The 14,589-nt window shown below is 67.6% G+C and carries 15 protein-coding genes; 7 read left to right on the plus strand and 8 right to left on the minus strand.

What is annotated here, in order from left to right; genetic code table 11:
* Entirely contained in the window at positions 1 to 1,488 is a 1,488-nt protein-coding gene (locus AC3WLC_RS30165) for a tripartite tricarboxylate transporter permease (protein ID WP_493687594.1), read from the plus strand.
* A gap of 143 nt (positions 1,489 to 1,631) precedes the next feature.
* Here AC3WLC_RS30165 and AC3WLC_RS30170 read toward each other — a convergent pair whose 3' ends face one another.
* The 3 genes from AC3WLC_RS30170 to AC3WLC_RS30180 all read right to left on the minus strand — a co-directional run bounded on the left by AC3WLC_RS30170 (position 1,632) and on the right by AC3WLC_RS30180 (position 3,538).
* Positions 1,632 to 2,042, minus strand: a complete 411-nt coding sequence (locus tag AC3WLC_RS30170; RefSeq protein WP_493687595.1) for a VOC family protein — start codon at positions 2,040 to 2,042, stop codon at positions 1,632 to 1,634.
* 139 nt (positions 2,043 to 2,181) lie between these two features.
* Positions 2,182 to 2,781 (minus strand): Crp/Fnr family transcriptional regulator, encoded by a 600-nt coding sequence (locus tag AC3WLC_RS30175; protein ID WP_493687596.1) that lies wholly within the window; start codon positions 2,779 to 2,781, stop codon positions 2,182 to 2,184.
* Between the two features lie 49 nt (positions 2,782 to 2,830).
* Positions 2,831 to 3,538 (minus strand): GntR family transcriptional regulator, encoded by a 708-nt coding sequence (locus AC3WLC_RS30180; RefSeq protein ID WP_493687597.1) that lies wholly within the window; start codon positions 3,536 to 3,538, stop codon positions 2,831 to 2,833.
* Positions 3,539 to 3,708: 170 nt separating this feature from the next.
* Between AC3WLC_RS30180 and AC3WLC_RS30185 the strand changes: the two genes are divergently transcribed.
* The 6 genes from AC3WLC_RS30185 to AC3WLC_RS30210 all read left to right on the plus strand — a co-directional run bounded on the left by AC3WLC_RS30185 (position 3,709) and on the right by AC3WLC_RS30210 (position 9,760).
* Positions 3,709 to 4,683, plus strand: coding sequence for a tripartite tricarboxylate transporter substrate-binding protein (locus AC3WLC_RS30185; protein WP_493687598.1), 975 nt, complete (start codon positions 3,709 to 3,711; stop codon positions 4,681 to 4,683).
* Positions 4,684 to 4,752: 69 nt separating this feature from the next.
* Complete coding sequence (locus tag AC3WLC_RS30190) at positions 4,753 to 5,829, plus strand: tartrate dehydrogenase (RefSeq protein ID WP_493687599.1); 1,077 nt, start codon at positions 4,753 to 4,755, stop codon at positions 5,827 to 5,829.
* A gap of 98 nt (positions 5,830 to 5,927) precedes the next feature.
* Positions 5,928 to 7,301: an MBOAT family O-acyltransferase gene (locus AC3WLC_RS30195; protein WP_493687600.1), complete on the plus strand. Its 1,374-nt coding sequence runs from the start codon at positions 5,928 to 5,930 to the stop codon at positions 7,299 to 7,301.
* Positions 7,276 to 8,280: an SGNH/GDSL hydrolase family protein gene (locus tag AC3WLC_RS30200; protein WP_493687601.1), complete on the plus strand. Its 1,005-nt coding sequence runs from the start codon at positions 7,276 to 7,278 to the stop codon at positions 8,278 to 8,280. Before AC3WLC_RS30195 ends, AC3WLC_RS30200 begins: the two co-directional genes overlap by 26 nt.
* A 143-nt stretch (positions 8,281 to 8,423) precedes the next feature.
* Positions 8,424 to 8,846 (plus strand): RNA polymerase-binding protein DksA, encoded by a 423-nt coding sequence (gene dksA / locus AC3WLC_RS30205; protein WP_291674598.1) that lies wholly within the window; start codon positions 8,424 to 8,426, stop codon positions 8,844 to 8,846.
* An 89-nt stretch (positions 8,847 to 8,935) separates the two neighbouring features.
* Positions 8,936 to 9,760 carry a glutamate racemase gene (locus AC3WLC_RS30210; protein ID WP_493687602.1) on the plus strand — a complete coding sequence of 275 codons (825 nt, stop codon included), beginning with the start codon at positions 8,936 to 8,938 and terminating at the stop codon, positions 9,758 to 9,760.
* Positions 9,761 to 9,787: 27 nt separating this feature from the next.
* Here AC3WLC_RS30210 and AC3WLC_RS30215 read toward each other — a convergent pair whose 3' ends face one another.
* From AC3WLC_RS30215 to AC3WLC_RS30235, 5 genes are all read right to left on the minus strand, one after another.
* On the minus strand, positions 9,788 to 10,549 hold the full coding sequence (locus AC3WLC_RS30215; protein ID WP_493687603.1) for an HpcH/HpaI aldolase family protein: 762 nt from the start codon (positions 10,547 to 10,549) through the stop codon (positions 9,788 to 9,790).
* A gap of 11 nt (positions 10,550 to 10,560) precedes the next feature.
* Positions 10,561 to 11,343 carry a fumarylacetoacetate hydrolase family protein gene (locus AC3WLC_RS30220; RefSeq protein WP_485847893.1) on the minus strand — a complete coding sequence of 261 codons (783 nt, stop codon included), beginning with the start codon at positions 11,341 to 11,343 and terminating at the stop codon, positions 10,561 to 10,563.
* 90 nt (positions 11,344 to 11,433) lie between these two features.
* Complete coding sequence (locus tag AC3WLC_RS30225; RefSeq protein ID WP_493687604.1) at positions 11,434 to 12,939, minus strand: 2-hydroxymuconic semialdehyde dehydrogenase; 1,506 nt, start codon at positions 12,937 to 12,939, stop codon at positions 11,434 to 11,436.
* 27 nt (positions 12,940 to 12,966) lie between these two features.
* A complete protein-coding gene (locus AC3WLC_RS30230; protein ID WP_493687605.1) occupies positions 12,967 to 13,707 on the minus strand; it encodes an SDR family NAD(P)-dependent oxidoreductase in 741 nt (246 codons plus the stop codon).
* Entirely contained in the window at positions 13,704 to 14,420 is a 717-nt protein-coding gene (locus AC3WLC_RS30235) for a GntR family transcriptional regulator (RefSeq protein ID WP_493687606.1), read from the minus strand. The genes AC3WLC_RS30230 and AC3WLC_RS30235 overlap by 4 nt, the downstream gene beginning before the upstream one ends.
* Between the last annotated feature and the right edge of the window lie 169 nt (positions 14,421 to 14,589).

The raw sequence follows: 14,589 nt of genomic DNA on the forward strand, positions 1-14,589 counted from the left end.
ATGGACCAACTCGCGAACCTGGCTGGCGGCTTCGCCACCGCCTTATCCCCCTATTACCTGATGATGTGCTTTGCCGGCGTGATGATGGGCCAGATCATCGGCGCCCTGCCGGGCATCGGTCCCTCCGCGGCGATCGCCCTGCTGCTGCCCCTGACCATCGGTGCCGACCCGACCGGCACGCTGATCATGTTCTCCGGGCTCTATGCCGGCTCGCAATATGGCGGAACACTGACGGCCGTCCTCCTCAACGTGCCCGGCGAGGCCAGCAGCGTGATGACCGCGGTCGATGGCCACAAGCTCGCCCAGCAGGGCCAGGCCGGTCCGGCGCTCGGCATGGCCGCCCTCGCCTCCTTCATCGCCGGCACGATGGGCACCGTCGGCCTGATGCTGCTCGCCCCGCCTTTGTCCAAGCTCGCGCTCGCCTTCGGCCCGCCTGAGTACTTCTCGCTGGTCCTGCTCGGCCTGACGGCGCTCGCCGCGGTCGGCGGCTCGGTGGCCAAGGGGCTCGCCGCCGGCATGCTCGGCCTCGTCATCGGCACGATCGGCATCGACAAGCAGAGCGGCGTCGGCCGCTACACCTTCGACCAGCTCTGGCTGATCGACGGCATCGACTTTGTCATCATCGCCGTCGCCATCTTCGGCATCGGCGAGGTTCTGGCGACCTGCCGTGACACCGCCTCGCAGAAGGCGATCGAGGTCGGGCCGGCCTTCCCGACACGCGAGCACTGGCGCGCCTCGCGCTGGCCGATCGCACGCGGCACGCTGATCGGCTTCCTCGTCGGCTGCCTCCCGGCCGCGGGCGCCACCATCGCCTCCTTCATCGCCTATGTCGTCGAGAAGAAGGTCTCGAAGACGCCGGAGCGCTTCGGCAACGGCGCGATCGAGGGCGTATCCGGCCCGGAGGCGGCCAACAACTCGGCCGTATCGGGCGCGCTGGTGCCGATGTTCGCCCTCGGCATCCCCGGTTCGGGCACCACCGCCCTGATGCTCGGCGCGCTGATCATGTTCGGCCTGCGGCCCGGCCCCGACATGTTCACGACCAACGGCCCGCTGATCTGGGGCGTGATCGCCAGCCTCTACATCGCCAACGTCCTGCTGCTGGCGCTGAACATGCCGCTGGCCGGCCTCTTCGCCAAGCTCCTGACCGTGCGCTACAGCTGGCTCTACCCGCAGGTCCTGGCGATCTGCCTGCTCGGCGCCTTCGCCAATTCGAACAGCCTCCAGGATTGCTGGCTGCTGGTCGGCTTCGGCGTGCTCGGCTGGCTGATGAAGCGCTTCGCCTGGCCGGCGGCGCCCCTCGTGCTGGGGCTGGTCCTGGGACCGATCTTCGAGACCGCCATGCGGCAGGCCCTGTCGATGTCGCGCGGCGATTTCTCGATCTTCGTCACGCGGCCGATCTCGGCGCTGCTCCTGGCCGTCGCGATCGCCACCATCGTCACGCCGGCCGTCACGGCCTTGCTGCGGCGCTCGAAGGTCGCTCGAGCCTAGAGCGCCGATCCGAGAACGGACCTCGCTCCATCACATCCAAGCCGCCCCCGGGGCACTCCTTGGGGGCGGAGATCAGCGTTGAAGGTCGAGCTTCCGGACCTGCCCGCTGTGGTCATCTTGGCGGTTGCAGCTGAAACGTCGCCTCAGTCCCCCGACGGAACCGCTGCAGGATCCATCCACATCGCCTCCCAGACGTGGCCGTCGGGGTCGGCAAGGCTGCGGTTGAACAGGAAGCCGAGATCCTGCTTCGGGTTGACGTCGGCGGTGCCGCCATGGCGTACCGCCGCCTCGTTCATTCGGTCGACCGCCTCGCGGCTGTCGCATGAGATCGCCAGCATCACCTCGCTCATGCCCGCGGGCGGAATCGGGCGGCTGGTGAAGCCCTGCCATTTGGCATGGGTGAGCAGCATCACATGGATCGCCTCACTCCAGACCATGCAGGCCGAGTTGTCGTCGCTGAACTGGGGATTGTTGATGAAGCCGAGCGCCTCGTAGAAGGCCCTGGCACCCGCCAGCTCCGTCACCGGCAGGTTCACGAAAATCATTTTCGTCATGTTGCATCTCCCGCGATCGTGGCGGGGCGCACCCCGCTCTGTCCGACAAGCGCCGCGATGACCATCACCGCCACTGCTTGTCGGCGAGTGTTTAGGGGCGATGCGGCTTCGGCGAATTGATCTTTGGTAAGAAAACGCCTCAGCCGCGCTCCATCCGGCCATAGGCGATGGCGCGCCTCAGCCGGCTGAGGCTTTCCGGGGTGATGCCGAGCCAGGCTGCGATGTGATGCTGCTTCAGCCGCTTGTGCAGTTCCGGCTCGCGGCGGATGAAGTCGCGATAGCGCTTCATGGCGTCATCGTGCCGGAACGAGATCTCGTCCGGCTCCTTGTCGATGATCCAGTGGCGTTCCATGTAGCGGATGTAGAAGGCGGCGATGTCGGGGAACGTCGCGGCGAGTGTCCTGAAGGCCGCGAAGTCGTATTCGAGGACAGTGCTGTCCTCGATCGCCGTGATGGTGAACAGGCTCGGCTCGCCCAGCAGCGTCGCGCTGACCGAGGCGGCGATACGGTTCTCCGGAAAGAAGTATTTGACGATCAGGTCGCCATCCGGGCCGGCATAATGCTGGTAGAACAGGCCCTCGACGACGAAGGCATAGCGCGTCGGAACATCCCCTGCCCGGATAAAGATGTCGTCCCTGCGATACTGCCTCGGCCGCAGCAGGGCCGCCCAGGCGTGCTCGGCCGCCTCCGACAGCTCGGCATAGGTCCGGATTTTCGCGAAGAAGGCATCCGTCGTCATGCATCGATCCCGCGAGCGTGCGGCATCGCTCGAAGCGAATACCGACGGCTCAAAGTTGCCGCAGGCCGATATGCTCGATCAAGGGGACGATCTCGTCGCGAGCGCCGACACGGTGCGCCCGTGCGCTGCGATGCGCCTCCCCGACATCGCCTGAACGCAAGGCTGCGATGATCGCGCGGTGCGCCTGCGCCGAGCCCGTCGGCCTCGCCCGCAGTTTCAGCGTCAGCATGCGGGCGCGATGCGCCTGGTCGGTCACCGTCTGGGCGATGCGGCGCAGGCGGCCATTGCCGCAGCGCTCGACCAGCAGGCGATGGAAGAGTTCGTCAGCCTCCGCCCAGCCGGGCAGATCATCGCGTCCCAGCGCCTCGTCCATCGACGCGGTCGCAGCCTCCAGCCCGTCGGCAGCGGCCGCACGTGACGCTTCGGGCAAGGCCGCCAGCAGCTCCGCCGCCATCGACTCGACCGCGATGACGACCTCGTAAATCTCGCGAATATCCTGCGGGGCCAGCGGGCAGATCAAGACGCCGCGCTTGGAGAGGACGCGGACCAGCCCATCCTCCTGCAGCCGGATGATCGCCTCGTGCACCGGGGTGCGGCTCATACCGAGCCGGACCGCGATCTCCTGCTCCGAGCCCTGATAGCCGGGCGGGAAATCGGTATCGCGGATCGCCTGCTTCAGCGCCGCATAGGCCTCGTCGACCAGGGAGCCTCGCCTGGCCCCGGCTTCGACAATCTCGGCACGCGCTAGCTCGACCATGGTTCCTCCGGGGCCGATTGAGCACAAATGATTGTTTCCATGCAAGCAAGAATGGAAGCTTGACAGCACCCATTCCAGCGATGACGATCCGCCATGCAAACTTCCATGGAAGACAAATGGGAGGGCGGATCGACGCGCCATCAAATGGCGCCCGCACAGGGAGAGAACCGATGAAGCGAATGCTGCTGACGCTGGCGCTCGGGCTGGCGGCGACATCCCCGGCGATGGCGCAGGCGCCCTACCCGGCCCGCGCGATCACGCTGGTCGTGCCCTTCGCCGCCGGCGGCACCACCGATATCGTCGCCCGATTGATGGCCGATCATATGGGCCGTACGCTCGGCCAATCGGTCGTGGTCGAGAACGTCGCCGGCGCCGGCGGCACCACCGGCGCGACCCGTGTCGCCAAGGCGACGCCCGACGGCTACACGCTGCTGATGGGCAACCTCGGCACGCAGGCGGCCAGCGTCGGGCTCTATCCCAAGCTCGCCTATGACCCCCGCACCGATTTCGAGCCGGTCATGAACTCGGCCTCGACGCCGATGCTGGTGGTCGCCAAGAAGGACCTGCCGGTCAAGGATTTCCGTGAATTCGTCGCCTATCTCAAGGCCAATGCCGAGAAGCTGAACTACGGCTCCGGCGGCGTCGGCTCGACCTCGCATCTGACCTGCCTCTTCCTCGACTCGCTCCTCGGCACCAAGCCGCAGCACGTCCCTTTCCGCGGCTCGGGACCGGCGCTGAATGCGCTGCTCGGCGGTCAGGTCGACTATGTCTGCGACCAGACCGTCGCAATCGTCCCGAGCGTGCAGGCCAAGGAGGGCAAAGGCCTCGTCGTCGCGGTCAAGAACCGGCTCTCGGTCATTCCCGATGTCCCGACCTCGGCCGAGCAGGGCCTGCCGCAGTTCCAGGCCACCGGCTGGAACGCGATGTTCGCGCCCAAGGGCACGCCGAAGGAGATCGTCGACAGACTGAACGCCGCCGCCCGCGCCGCGCTCAGGGACGAGTCGACCCGCAAGCGCTTCCTCGACCTCGGCGCCGAACTGCCCGACGAGGCCGGCCAGACTCCGGCCGCGCTCGGTGAGCTCGTCCGCAGCGAGATCGACAAATGGGTGCCGGTCATCCGCAATGCCGGCGTGACCGCGCAATAATCGCCACGGCGGCGCCCGGCCCTTCCGGGCGCCATCTCTTCACAGCAGCAGACAGCATCGGACAAGAGCATGCGCACGCACAGGATCGCCGCGATCGGCGGGGACGGCATCGGTCCCGAGGTCATCGCCGCCGGGCTCCAGGCCCTGGATGTCTGCGCCGAGCGCGACGGCGGCTTCCGCCTCGATATCAAGGCCTTCGACTGGGGCTCCGACTATTACCGCAGGCATGGCGTGATGATGCCGGCCGACGGCGCCGACCAGCTGCGCGCCTTCGATGCGATCTATTTCGGCGCAGTCGGCGCGCCCGACATTCCCGATCATCTGACGCTCTGGGGCCTCAGGCTCGCGATCTGCCAGCCGCTCGACCAGTACGCCAATGTCCGGCCGACCCGTATCCTGCCCGGCATCACCAGCCCGCTGCGCCATGTCTCCGGCCCCGAGCTCGACTGGGTGATCGTGCGCGAGAACTCCGAGGGCGAGTATTCCGGCGTCGGCGGCCGCGTCCACAAGGGCCTTCCCGAGGAGGTCGCGACCGACGTCGCGATGTTCACCCGCGCCGGCGTCACCCGCATCATTCGCTACGCCTTCGTGGTCGCCAGTTCGCGGCCGCGCAAGCTGTTGACCGTCGTCACCAAGTCGAACGCCCAGCGCCACGGCATGGTGATGTGGGACGAGATCGCCGCCGAGGTTGCGCGGGAATTCCCGGATGTCAGCTGGGACAAGATGCTGGTCGATGCCATGACCATGCGCATGACGCTGAAGCCGGAGACGCTCGACACCCTCGTCGCGACCAACCTCCATGCCGACATCCTCTCCGATCTCGCCGCGGCGCTCGCCGGCTCGCTCGGCATCGCGCCGACCGCGAATCTCAATCCCGAGCGCAAGACGCCGTCCATGTTCGAGCCGATCCACGGCTCGGCCTTCGACATCACCGGCAAGGGCATCGCCAACCCGGTCGCGACCTTCTGGACCGGGGCGATGATGCTGGAGCATCTCGGCGAAAAGGCCGCTGCGGCCCGCCTGATGCGCGCCGTCGAACGCGTCACCGCCGACCCTGCCCTGCACACGCCGGACCTCGGCGGCAGCGCGACGACGGCGCAGGTTACGGAAGCCGTCTGCGACGCGCTGCGCGGCGACAACATCTGAGCGAGGGCGCCAGCGAGCGTGGCGTGCGACGGTGCTGACCATGACATCGCGGCGATAATCGTCTAAGGCGGCGCTCTCCCGCCGCCCTCTCCCGCCCGATGCTGTTCAACTCCTTCGCCTTCCTGCTCGGCTTCCTGCCGCTCGCGCTCGCCCTGCACTGGCTGGTCGAGCGCTTTGCGCCGGCCTGGCGGCTGCCGCTGCTGGCGGTGCTCTCCTTTGCCTTCTATGGCTGGTGGGACTGGCGCTTCGTGCCGCTGCTCGCCTTCTCGATCCTGCTCAACTGGCTGATCGCCGAAGCCTTCCAGAAGACCAAGGCCCGCGGCCTGATCACTCTCGCCATCGCGGTCAACCTCGCGATCCTGGCGCTGTTCAAGTACTTTAACTTCTTCGCCGATCTCGCTGCGATGATTCCGGGATTGCCGACGACGAAGCTCGATCTCGCGCTGCCGCTCGGCATCTCCTTCTTCACCTTCCACCATGTGATGTACCTGACCGATCTGCGCCGGGGCGAAGCGCCGCGCTACGATCTCGTCCGCTACGCGCTCTACATCGCCTTCTTCCCGCAGGTGCTGGCCGGCCCGCTGGTGCGCTGGCGCGAGATCATGCACCAGTTCGAGGAGCGGCCCTATCTGCGCCCCGACGCGGCCGAGCGCATCGCCCGCGGCATCATGCTGCTGACGATCGGCCTGGCCAAGAAGGTGCTGATCGGCGACCCGCTCTCCGAATATGCCAACCCGGTCTTCGCCGCAGCCGCGGCCGGCGATGTCGTCAGCATGGCGCAGGCCTGGCAGGGGACCCTCGCCTTCACCTTCCAGATCTATTTCGACTTCTCCGGCTACACCGACATGGCGCTGGGCCTGGCCCTGCTCTTCGGCATCGTGTTGCCGCAGAACTTCAATGCGCCCTATCGCGCCACGAGCCTGCAGGATTTCTGGCGGCGCTGGCACATGACGCTGTCGCGCTTCCTGCGCGACTACCTCTACATCCCGCTCGGCGGCTCGCGGCACGGCCTGCCGCTGCAGCTCTGGGCGCTGTTCGCCACCATGGCGCTCGGCGGCCTCTGGCACGGCGCCGGCCTCAACTTCGTCGCCTGGGGCGTAGCCCATGGCGTCGTGCTCGCCATCGGCGTGCTCTGGCGCCGCGCTGGGTTGCCGATGCCGAAGCTGCTCGGCTGGGCGCTGACCTTCCTCTTCGTCGCCGTCTGCTGGGTGCTGTTCCGCGCCACCTCCTTCGAGGCGGCGCTGGCGATCTACAAGGCCATGCTCGGCCTCGGCCCGGTCGGCACCGGCTTCAAATGGCGCGCCTTCCTGCCCGCGATCGCCGTGGCCATGATCGGCCCGACCGCCTGGGCGGCAGTGCACAAGGCACCGCCGGCGCGCTGGCTCGCCATCCTCACCGCCATTCTCTTCGTGCTGGTCCTGTTCAAGATCGGCGACGACGCCAATTATGAGTTCATCTACTTCCAGTTCTGACCTGCGCTGGCGCGGCTTCGGCCGCACCTTCCTCGCCGCGGCGACGCTCCTCGCCGCGGCGCTGCTGGCGCTCGCCTTCCTGGTCGATCCCTATGACAGCGGGCGCTCGCCGCTGAAGCTGAAGATCGGCGTCAGCCCGCAGGGGCCGCGCACCGCCGCCGCCAGCCGCGGTCGCGATCCGCAGTTCTCCGGCGCGATCTTCGGCAACTCGCATATCCAGCTGGTCTCGCCGGAGCAGCTGGCGCAGCAGGCCGGCATCCCCTTCGTCTCGCTGATCGCCCCCGCCACCGGCCCGCGCGAGAGCCTTGTCCTGCTCGACTGGTATCTGCGCCATCGCAAGGAGCCAGCCAGGGCGCTGGTCATCGGCATCGACGTGCGCTGGTGCACGGCCGATCCGACATTGGCGATCGAGAAGCCCTTCCCGTTCTGGCTGTTCGAGCGCTCTGCGCCGCGCTACCTCGCCGGGCTGCTGCGCTTCGACGTGATCGAGGAAACACTGCGCCGATTGCGTTACCTGACGGCCAAGGCGCCCGAGCGCGCCCGGCCGGACGGCTACTGGGACTATGAGGCCGGCTACGAGGTCCAGGGTTTCCACAGCGACCCCGTCCGCCGCGCCAAGCTGCGCGAGCCGCTCGATGCCAGCGGCGGCAATACGACCGGCCCCTTCCCCGCGGCGGCAGCGCTGCGCGAATTGCTCGACAGGCTGGCGCCGGACGTGCCGGTCGTATTGGTGCGGCCGCCCAACTTCGTCTCCGCCCTGCCCGTGCCCGGAACGCCCGGCGCCAGCGCCGACGCCGCCTGTCGCGACGCCTATGTCAGGCTCGCCGCGGAGCGGCCGCGCACCGCCCTCGTCGACTGGCGCATCGACCGGCCGGAGAATCGCGAGCCGGACAACTATTTCGACCATACCCACTACCGGCGGACGATCGCCGGGCCGCTCGGGGCGGACATCGCCGCGGCGATCCTCGGATTGCGCTGATTTTCCAGCGCTTTGCCAGCTTGTTCACGGCTGCGCGAAAGCGATTGTTCCCGGTGTGACCAATCGCTATAAGGGCGCCAAATCGGCGGCCTCGACACGGCAAAGCCGGCGGGGCCTTCGAGCGCTCATGCAGAAGGCCTGCCATGTCGAAGCAGATCAGTCTTGCCCCTGACTACAAGCCCTCCGACAGCGAGCCGTTCATGAACGAGCGGCAGCGGGAGTATTTCCGCAACAAGTTGCTGGCCTGGAAGGATGAGATCCTCAAGGAAGCCAAGGAGACCCTGGTCACCTTGCAGAGCGAGAGCGAGAATCACCCGGACATCGCCGATCGCGCCTCTTCCGAAACCGACCGCGCCATCGAGCTTCGTGCCCGCGATCGCCAGCGCAAGCTGATCTCGAAGATCGACGCCGCCCTCTCCCGCATCGAGGACGGCTCCTACGGCTATTGCGAGGAGACCGGCGAGCCGATCTCGCTGAAGCGCCTGGAAGCCCGCCCGATCGCGACGCTCTCGCTGGAGGCGCAGGAGCGCCACGAGCGCAATGAGCGTGTCTTCCGCGACGATTGAGACGCAAGGCAGGACATTGCCTTCCATCAAGGGCCTCGCATCCAGTTGCGGGGCCTTTTTCGTGCCCGGCCGAACAGCGAGCGCCCAGGATGAGCATCTCGACCAACCATGACGCGCTGCCAAAGCTCGTCCGGCCCATCGCCGTCTTCGACGCCGGGATCGGCAGCTATGCGGCCGTCGCGGCCATCCAGCGCCTGCTGCCGCAGCAGGACATCCTCTATTTCGCGGATCGCGCCAGCTTTCCCTATGGCGGCAAGTCACGGCAGGAGCTTCTCGCCATCCTGCACCGCACGCTGCGCTATCTCGACAGCTTCGATCCGGCTGCCGTGCTGGTCGCCTCGAATGCACCGTCCATCACCGTGCTCGACGATCTCATGGGGATCATCAACCCGCCTGTCTTCGGCGTCCGCCCGCCGATCCCGGCAGCCCTAGCCGTCGCCGGCCCGCGCGCCATCGCGGTGCTCGGCGTGCAGTCGATGGTGGAGAGCCCGGAGCTGCGCCTTTACGCCGACATGCAGGCGGGCGAGCGCAAGGCGCAGGTCCATCTGGTCAATGCATCGCCGCTGGTCGAGCTGGTCGAGAGCGGCGCCTTCCTGTTCGCGCCGGAGCGGACGCAGGCGCAGGTCGACGCCTTCCTCGACGCGCTGGACGGACAACATCCCGATATCGCTGCGTTCACCTTGTCGAGCACGCACCTGCCCTGGTTGCGCGCCTTCATCGAGCGCGCCCGCCCTGGCCGTCCGCTGTTCGACCCGCTCGACGACGCGATCGCGGCGGTCGCATCACATGCGGTGCCCGGCACCGGCGCTGTCCTCGCGCTGGTCACCGAGAATGAGCGCTATAGCGCGGCCGAGTTCGGGTTGATGCTCGACCGCCTGGGCGTCTCTCTCCCGCTCCACAGAGTGACGCCGTAAGCCCTTTCAGACAGGGCGGGGCTCGACTTACCGGAACGTCTTCGCCAGCGCGTCGGCATGCTTAGTCAGCAGGCCAAGATCGGAGCCGACGGCGACGAAGCGATAGCCCCATTCGATATAGCGGCGCGCATCGGCCTCGGACGGCGTCAAGATACCGGCCGGCTTGCCGACCGCCGTGAGGCGATCGACCGCGCCCTTGATCGCGGCTTGCACCTCGGGATGGCCGGGATTGCCGATATGGCCAAGCGAGGCGGAAAGGTCGGCGGGGCCGATGAAGACGCCGTCGACACCGTCGACGGAGGCGATCGCCTCGAGCTGGGCCAGCGCCTCGCCGGTCTCGACCTGGACGAGGACGCAGATCTCGGCATCGGCGCGCTTGAGATAATCGGGCACGCGGCCATAGCGGCTGCCGCGCCCGCTCACGGTGATGCCGCGGATGCCGGCCGGCGGATAGCGGCAGGCGGCGACCGCCTTGGCCGCCTCCTCCGCGTTCTGCACGAAGGGTACCAGCACCGCCTGCGTGCCGATGTCGAGCAGGCGCTTCAGCAGCACCGGATCGTTCCAGGCCGGGCGCACGATCGGGGTCGCTGTGCCGGCCTGCAGGGCCTGGAGCTGGGCGAGCACGGCCGGCGGCTCGTTCGGCGAATGCTCGGTGTCGACCAGGATCCAGTCGAAGCCGCTATGGCCGATGATCTCGGCGACGATCGGACTGCACAGGCTGCTCCACAGCCCGATCTGCAATTCGCCGCGGGCAAGCGCGGCCTTGAAGGCGTTGCGGGGCAGATCCATGGCGCTCCCTTTCAGACGAACTGCACGGAGACGCTACCGAGCGGCCCGAAATCGGCGTGCAGCGTATCGCCCTTAGCCGCCCAGACCGGCCGTGTGAAGGAGCCCGACAGCATCAGGTCGCCCGGCTGCAGCGTGATGTCGAAGGGCGCGAGCTTGTTGGCGAGCCAGGCGATCGCCATGGCGGGGTGGCCGAGCACGCCGGCGGCGAGGCCGGTCTCCTCAATCTCGGAATTGCGGTAGAAGATCGCGCCGACCCAGCGCAGGTCGACATCCTCCGGCCGCACCGGCCGGCCGCCAAGGACGATGCCGGCGGCGGCGCCATTGTCGGCGACCGTGTCGAAGATCTTGCGCGGCTCGGTGACGCGCGCATCGATGATCTCGATCGAGGGCACGACATATTCGGTCGCCCTGAGCACGTCGATCAGCCCGATGCCCGGCCCCTTCAGAGGCTCCTTCAGGATGAAGGTCAACTCCGGCTCGACGCGCGGCACGCAGAAGTTCTCGAACTTCACCTTGGCACCGTCGTTCAGCAGGAGGTCGTCGAAGAGATAGCCATAGTCGGGCTCGTCGATCTTCGAGGAGGCCTGCATCGCCTTCGAGGTCAGGCCGATCTTGTGGCCGATGATGCGGGCCCCCGCCTTGACCCGCTCCTGCGCCACCGCCGAGGAGATCGCATAGGAATCGGCGATCTCGATCTCCGGGAACATCTGCGAGGGCCGTTCGCCCTGCTTCTTGGTGCGGTGGCTCTCGAGCAAAGAGCGCACCACCTGCGCGCGCTGGGCTTCGGTCAGCATGGACGTTTCCTATGATTTGCGGCGCCGAGCGCGCTTGTGGAGACGACGGTCGTTTGCGACCGCCGGGTGTACGGAGAAAGCGAAGAGCCCTCAGAGCTTGATGCAGACGTTGCGCATCTCGGTGTAGAACTCCATCGAGTGCACGCCGCCCTCGCGGCCGATGCCGGATTGCTTCGAGCCGCCGAAGGGTGTGCGCAGGTCGCGCAGGAACCAGGAATTCACCCAGGTGATGCCGACCTCGACCTGCGCCGCGACGCGGTGCGCCCGCGTCAGGTTCTCGGTCCAGATCGAGGTGGCGAGACCATAGGGGCTGTCGTTCGCCAGCGCGATGACGGCGTCCTCCTCGTCGAAGGGCACGATGTTGCAGCAGGGCCCGAAGATCTCCTCGCGCATCACCGCCGAATCCCCGGACAAGCCGGTCCAGATCGTCGGCTCGACGAAGGAGCCGGCGGAATACGGGGCCGGCAGCTCGGGCGCGCCGCCCCCGGTGATGATCTCGGCACCTTCCGCCTTCGCCTTGGCGTAGTAGGACAGCACCTTGTCGCGATGGGCCTGGCTGATCAGCGGGCCGAGCGTGGTGGAGGCCTCGAACGGATTGCCGGGCTTGAGCTTCTCAGCCGCCTGCTTCAGGCGCTGCGTGAACTCAGCGAAGATCGGCCGCTCGACATAGACGCGCTCGGTGCCCAAGCAGACCTGGCCGCAATTGGCGAAGACGGCACGGCCGACGCCCTCGATCGCCTTGTCCATGTCGCAATCGGCGAAGACCAGCGAGGCGTTCTTGCCGCCGAGCTCAAGCGAGACCGGGCGGACGCCCTTCGACGCGGCGCGCATGATCGCCTCGCCCGTGCGGGTCTCGCCGGTGAAGGTGATGCCGTCGACGAGAGGATGGCTGGTCAGGTATTCGCCGGCGCTGTCCTCGCCGAAGCCGTGCACGACATTGTAGACGCCGGGCGGCACGCCGGCCTCGTTCATGATCTCGCCGAGCATGGTCGCCGTGGTCGGCGTCTCCTCGGAGGGCTTGACCACGACAGTGTTGCCGCAGGCGAGCGCCGGAGCGACCTTCCAGGTCATCAGCAGCAGCGGCAGGTTCCACGGGCAGACCACGGCGATGACGCCGCGCGGCCCGCGGATCGCATAGTTCAGCGCGCCGGCGCCGTCCGGCGTCGCCATGCGGAAGGTTTCGGTCGAGAGCGTCAGCACCTGGTCGGCGAAGACGTTGAAGTTCGCGGCGCCGCGCGGAATATCGATATGCGAGGCGAGGCTCTTCGGCTTGCCGGTATCGAGCACCTCGGCGGCGAGGAAGTCGTCGAAGCGGGCCATGATCCCGTCGGCGACCTTGCGCAGGATCGCCGAGCGCTGCTGCTCGCTCATCCTGCCCCACGGGCCCTTGAGCGCGCGCCTGGCCGCCTTGACCGCATCGTCGACCGCAGCCGAGTCGGCCTCCGGCACGAGGTTGATCAGCTCGCCCGTCGCCGGGTGGCGGTTCTCGAAGCTGCTCCGGCCGGCCGGCACGAAGCGCCCGTCGATGAAATGCGACAGGCGGGCGGTCTCGGCGCTGGCGGCAGCGCTCTGGTAGCGCGGAACGGCGCTGTTCATCGTCTCACTCCCGGTCTGGTTATGTCGTCATGGGCGCATCATCGCGCCGCCGTTCACGTCGAGGATGGCGCCCGAGACGAAGCTCGCCGCCGGTGAGCAGAGGAAGGCGATCGGCCAGGCGATCTCCTCCGGCCGGGCGGCCCGGCCGAGCGGATGCTTCGCCAGCGTCGCCGAAAGGTCGTGGACGCCGACCATGGCCGTGTCGGTGACACCCGGCGCAACGCCGTTGATGAGCACGCCCTGCCCGCCGAAACGGGCCGCGAGCCAGCGCACCAGCGTGTGCAGGCCACCCTTGGACGCGGCGTAGTGCGGACCGACGCCAGGAAAGGAACCGCCGGTCGCGGCGACGATCGAGCCGACGAGGACGACCCGCCCGCCCCCGCGCGCTGCCATGGCAGGCACGAGCTCGCGCGCCAGGCGCATCGGCGCCATCAGGTTGAGAGACAGCGTGGTCTCGGCGACCTCTTCCCAGCCATCCGCGTCCCAGTCGAGCGGGCGGTAGATGCCGGCGCCGAGGACGGCGGCATCGATCGGCCCGGCCAGCTCCGACAGGCGCCGCGGCGCATCACTGTCGAGCAGGTCGATGACGATCTCTCTGGCCGCGCCCGCCTTCTCGCCAAGCCCCGCGATCGTCGCGGCACAGGAGACCCGGTCGGTGAGGATGAGCTTGGCACCGAGGCCCGCCAGAACCTGCGCCGTCACCGCGCCGATGCCGCCGGCCGCGCCGGTGACCAGAATGCTCTTCCCGCTCAGATCGAAACCGCTCACGCCTTGCCTCCGAAAATCTGGTCGTCGTCCCGCGCCAGCGCGGCCATCGCCTTGCGCACCTCTTCGGCCGTGCGCGACAGATGCAGTTCGGTCATCCGGCAGGCCCGCAGCGCATTGCGCTGCATGGTCGCGTCATAGATGGCGCGGTGCTCGTCATGGACGTTGCGCCAGCCGCGCGAGACGTTGAGCGAGACGCGGCGATAGCGCTCGGACTGCTGGTAGAGCAGATCGCGCAGCTTGATCAGCATCGGCGAGCCAGCAGCCGAGACGAGCGCCGCATGGAAGGCGCGGTTGCGCGCCTCCCAGATCTCGATCTGCCCCGGCGGCAGCGCCTCGCTGGTATGCGGCAGATGCTCCTCGACCGCCGCCAACGCCTCGAACGCCGCCGTGACCTCGCGCTCCCACGCCGCATCGCCATTGCGGATCGCGGCGTTGAGCGCCTCGGTCTCGATCAGGGCACGTACGCGCGAGACGTCGTCGAGCTCGTCGAGCGAGAGCGGCGCCACCCAGAAGCCGCGCTGCCCTTCCGAAACGACGAGCAGGTCGCCCATCAGGCGAGCAAGCGCCTCGCGCAGCGGCGACATGCCGACTTCATAGTCCTGCGCCAGACCTTCGAGCTTCAGCTTGCTGCCGGCCGCGAGGCGGCCATTGACGATATCGCCGCGCAATTGGCGGTAGGTCCGGTCGGCCAGGGTCTTGTCGGAAGAAGACATTCCGAAGCACGCAGCTCCCGTTGTCGATAACCCTCTCTAGCATCAAATTTCGAAATTACAACCCTGACGGCACCAATCTCAGCGGAGCAGAATCCCTTTAATTCCTATAATTCAAGGAACTCTCTATAAGAGGCCGCCTGAACGAGAATTCTGCATGTCGAAAAAATAT

The sequence above is a fragment of the Allobosea sp. GW821-FHT03A12 genome (assembly GCF_058986765.1).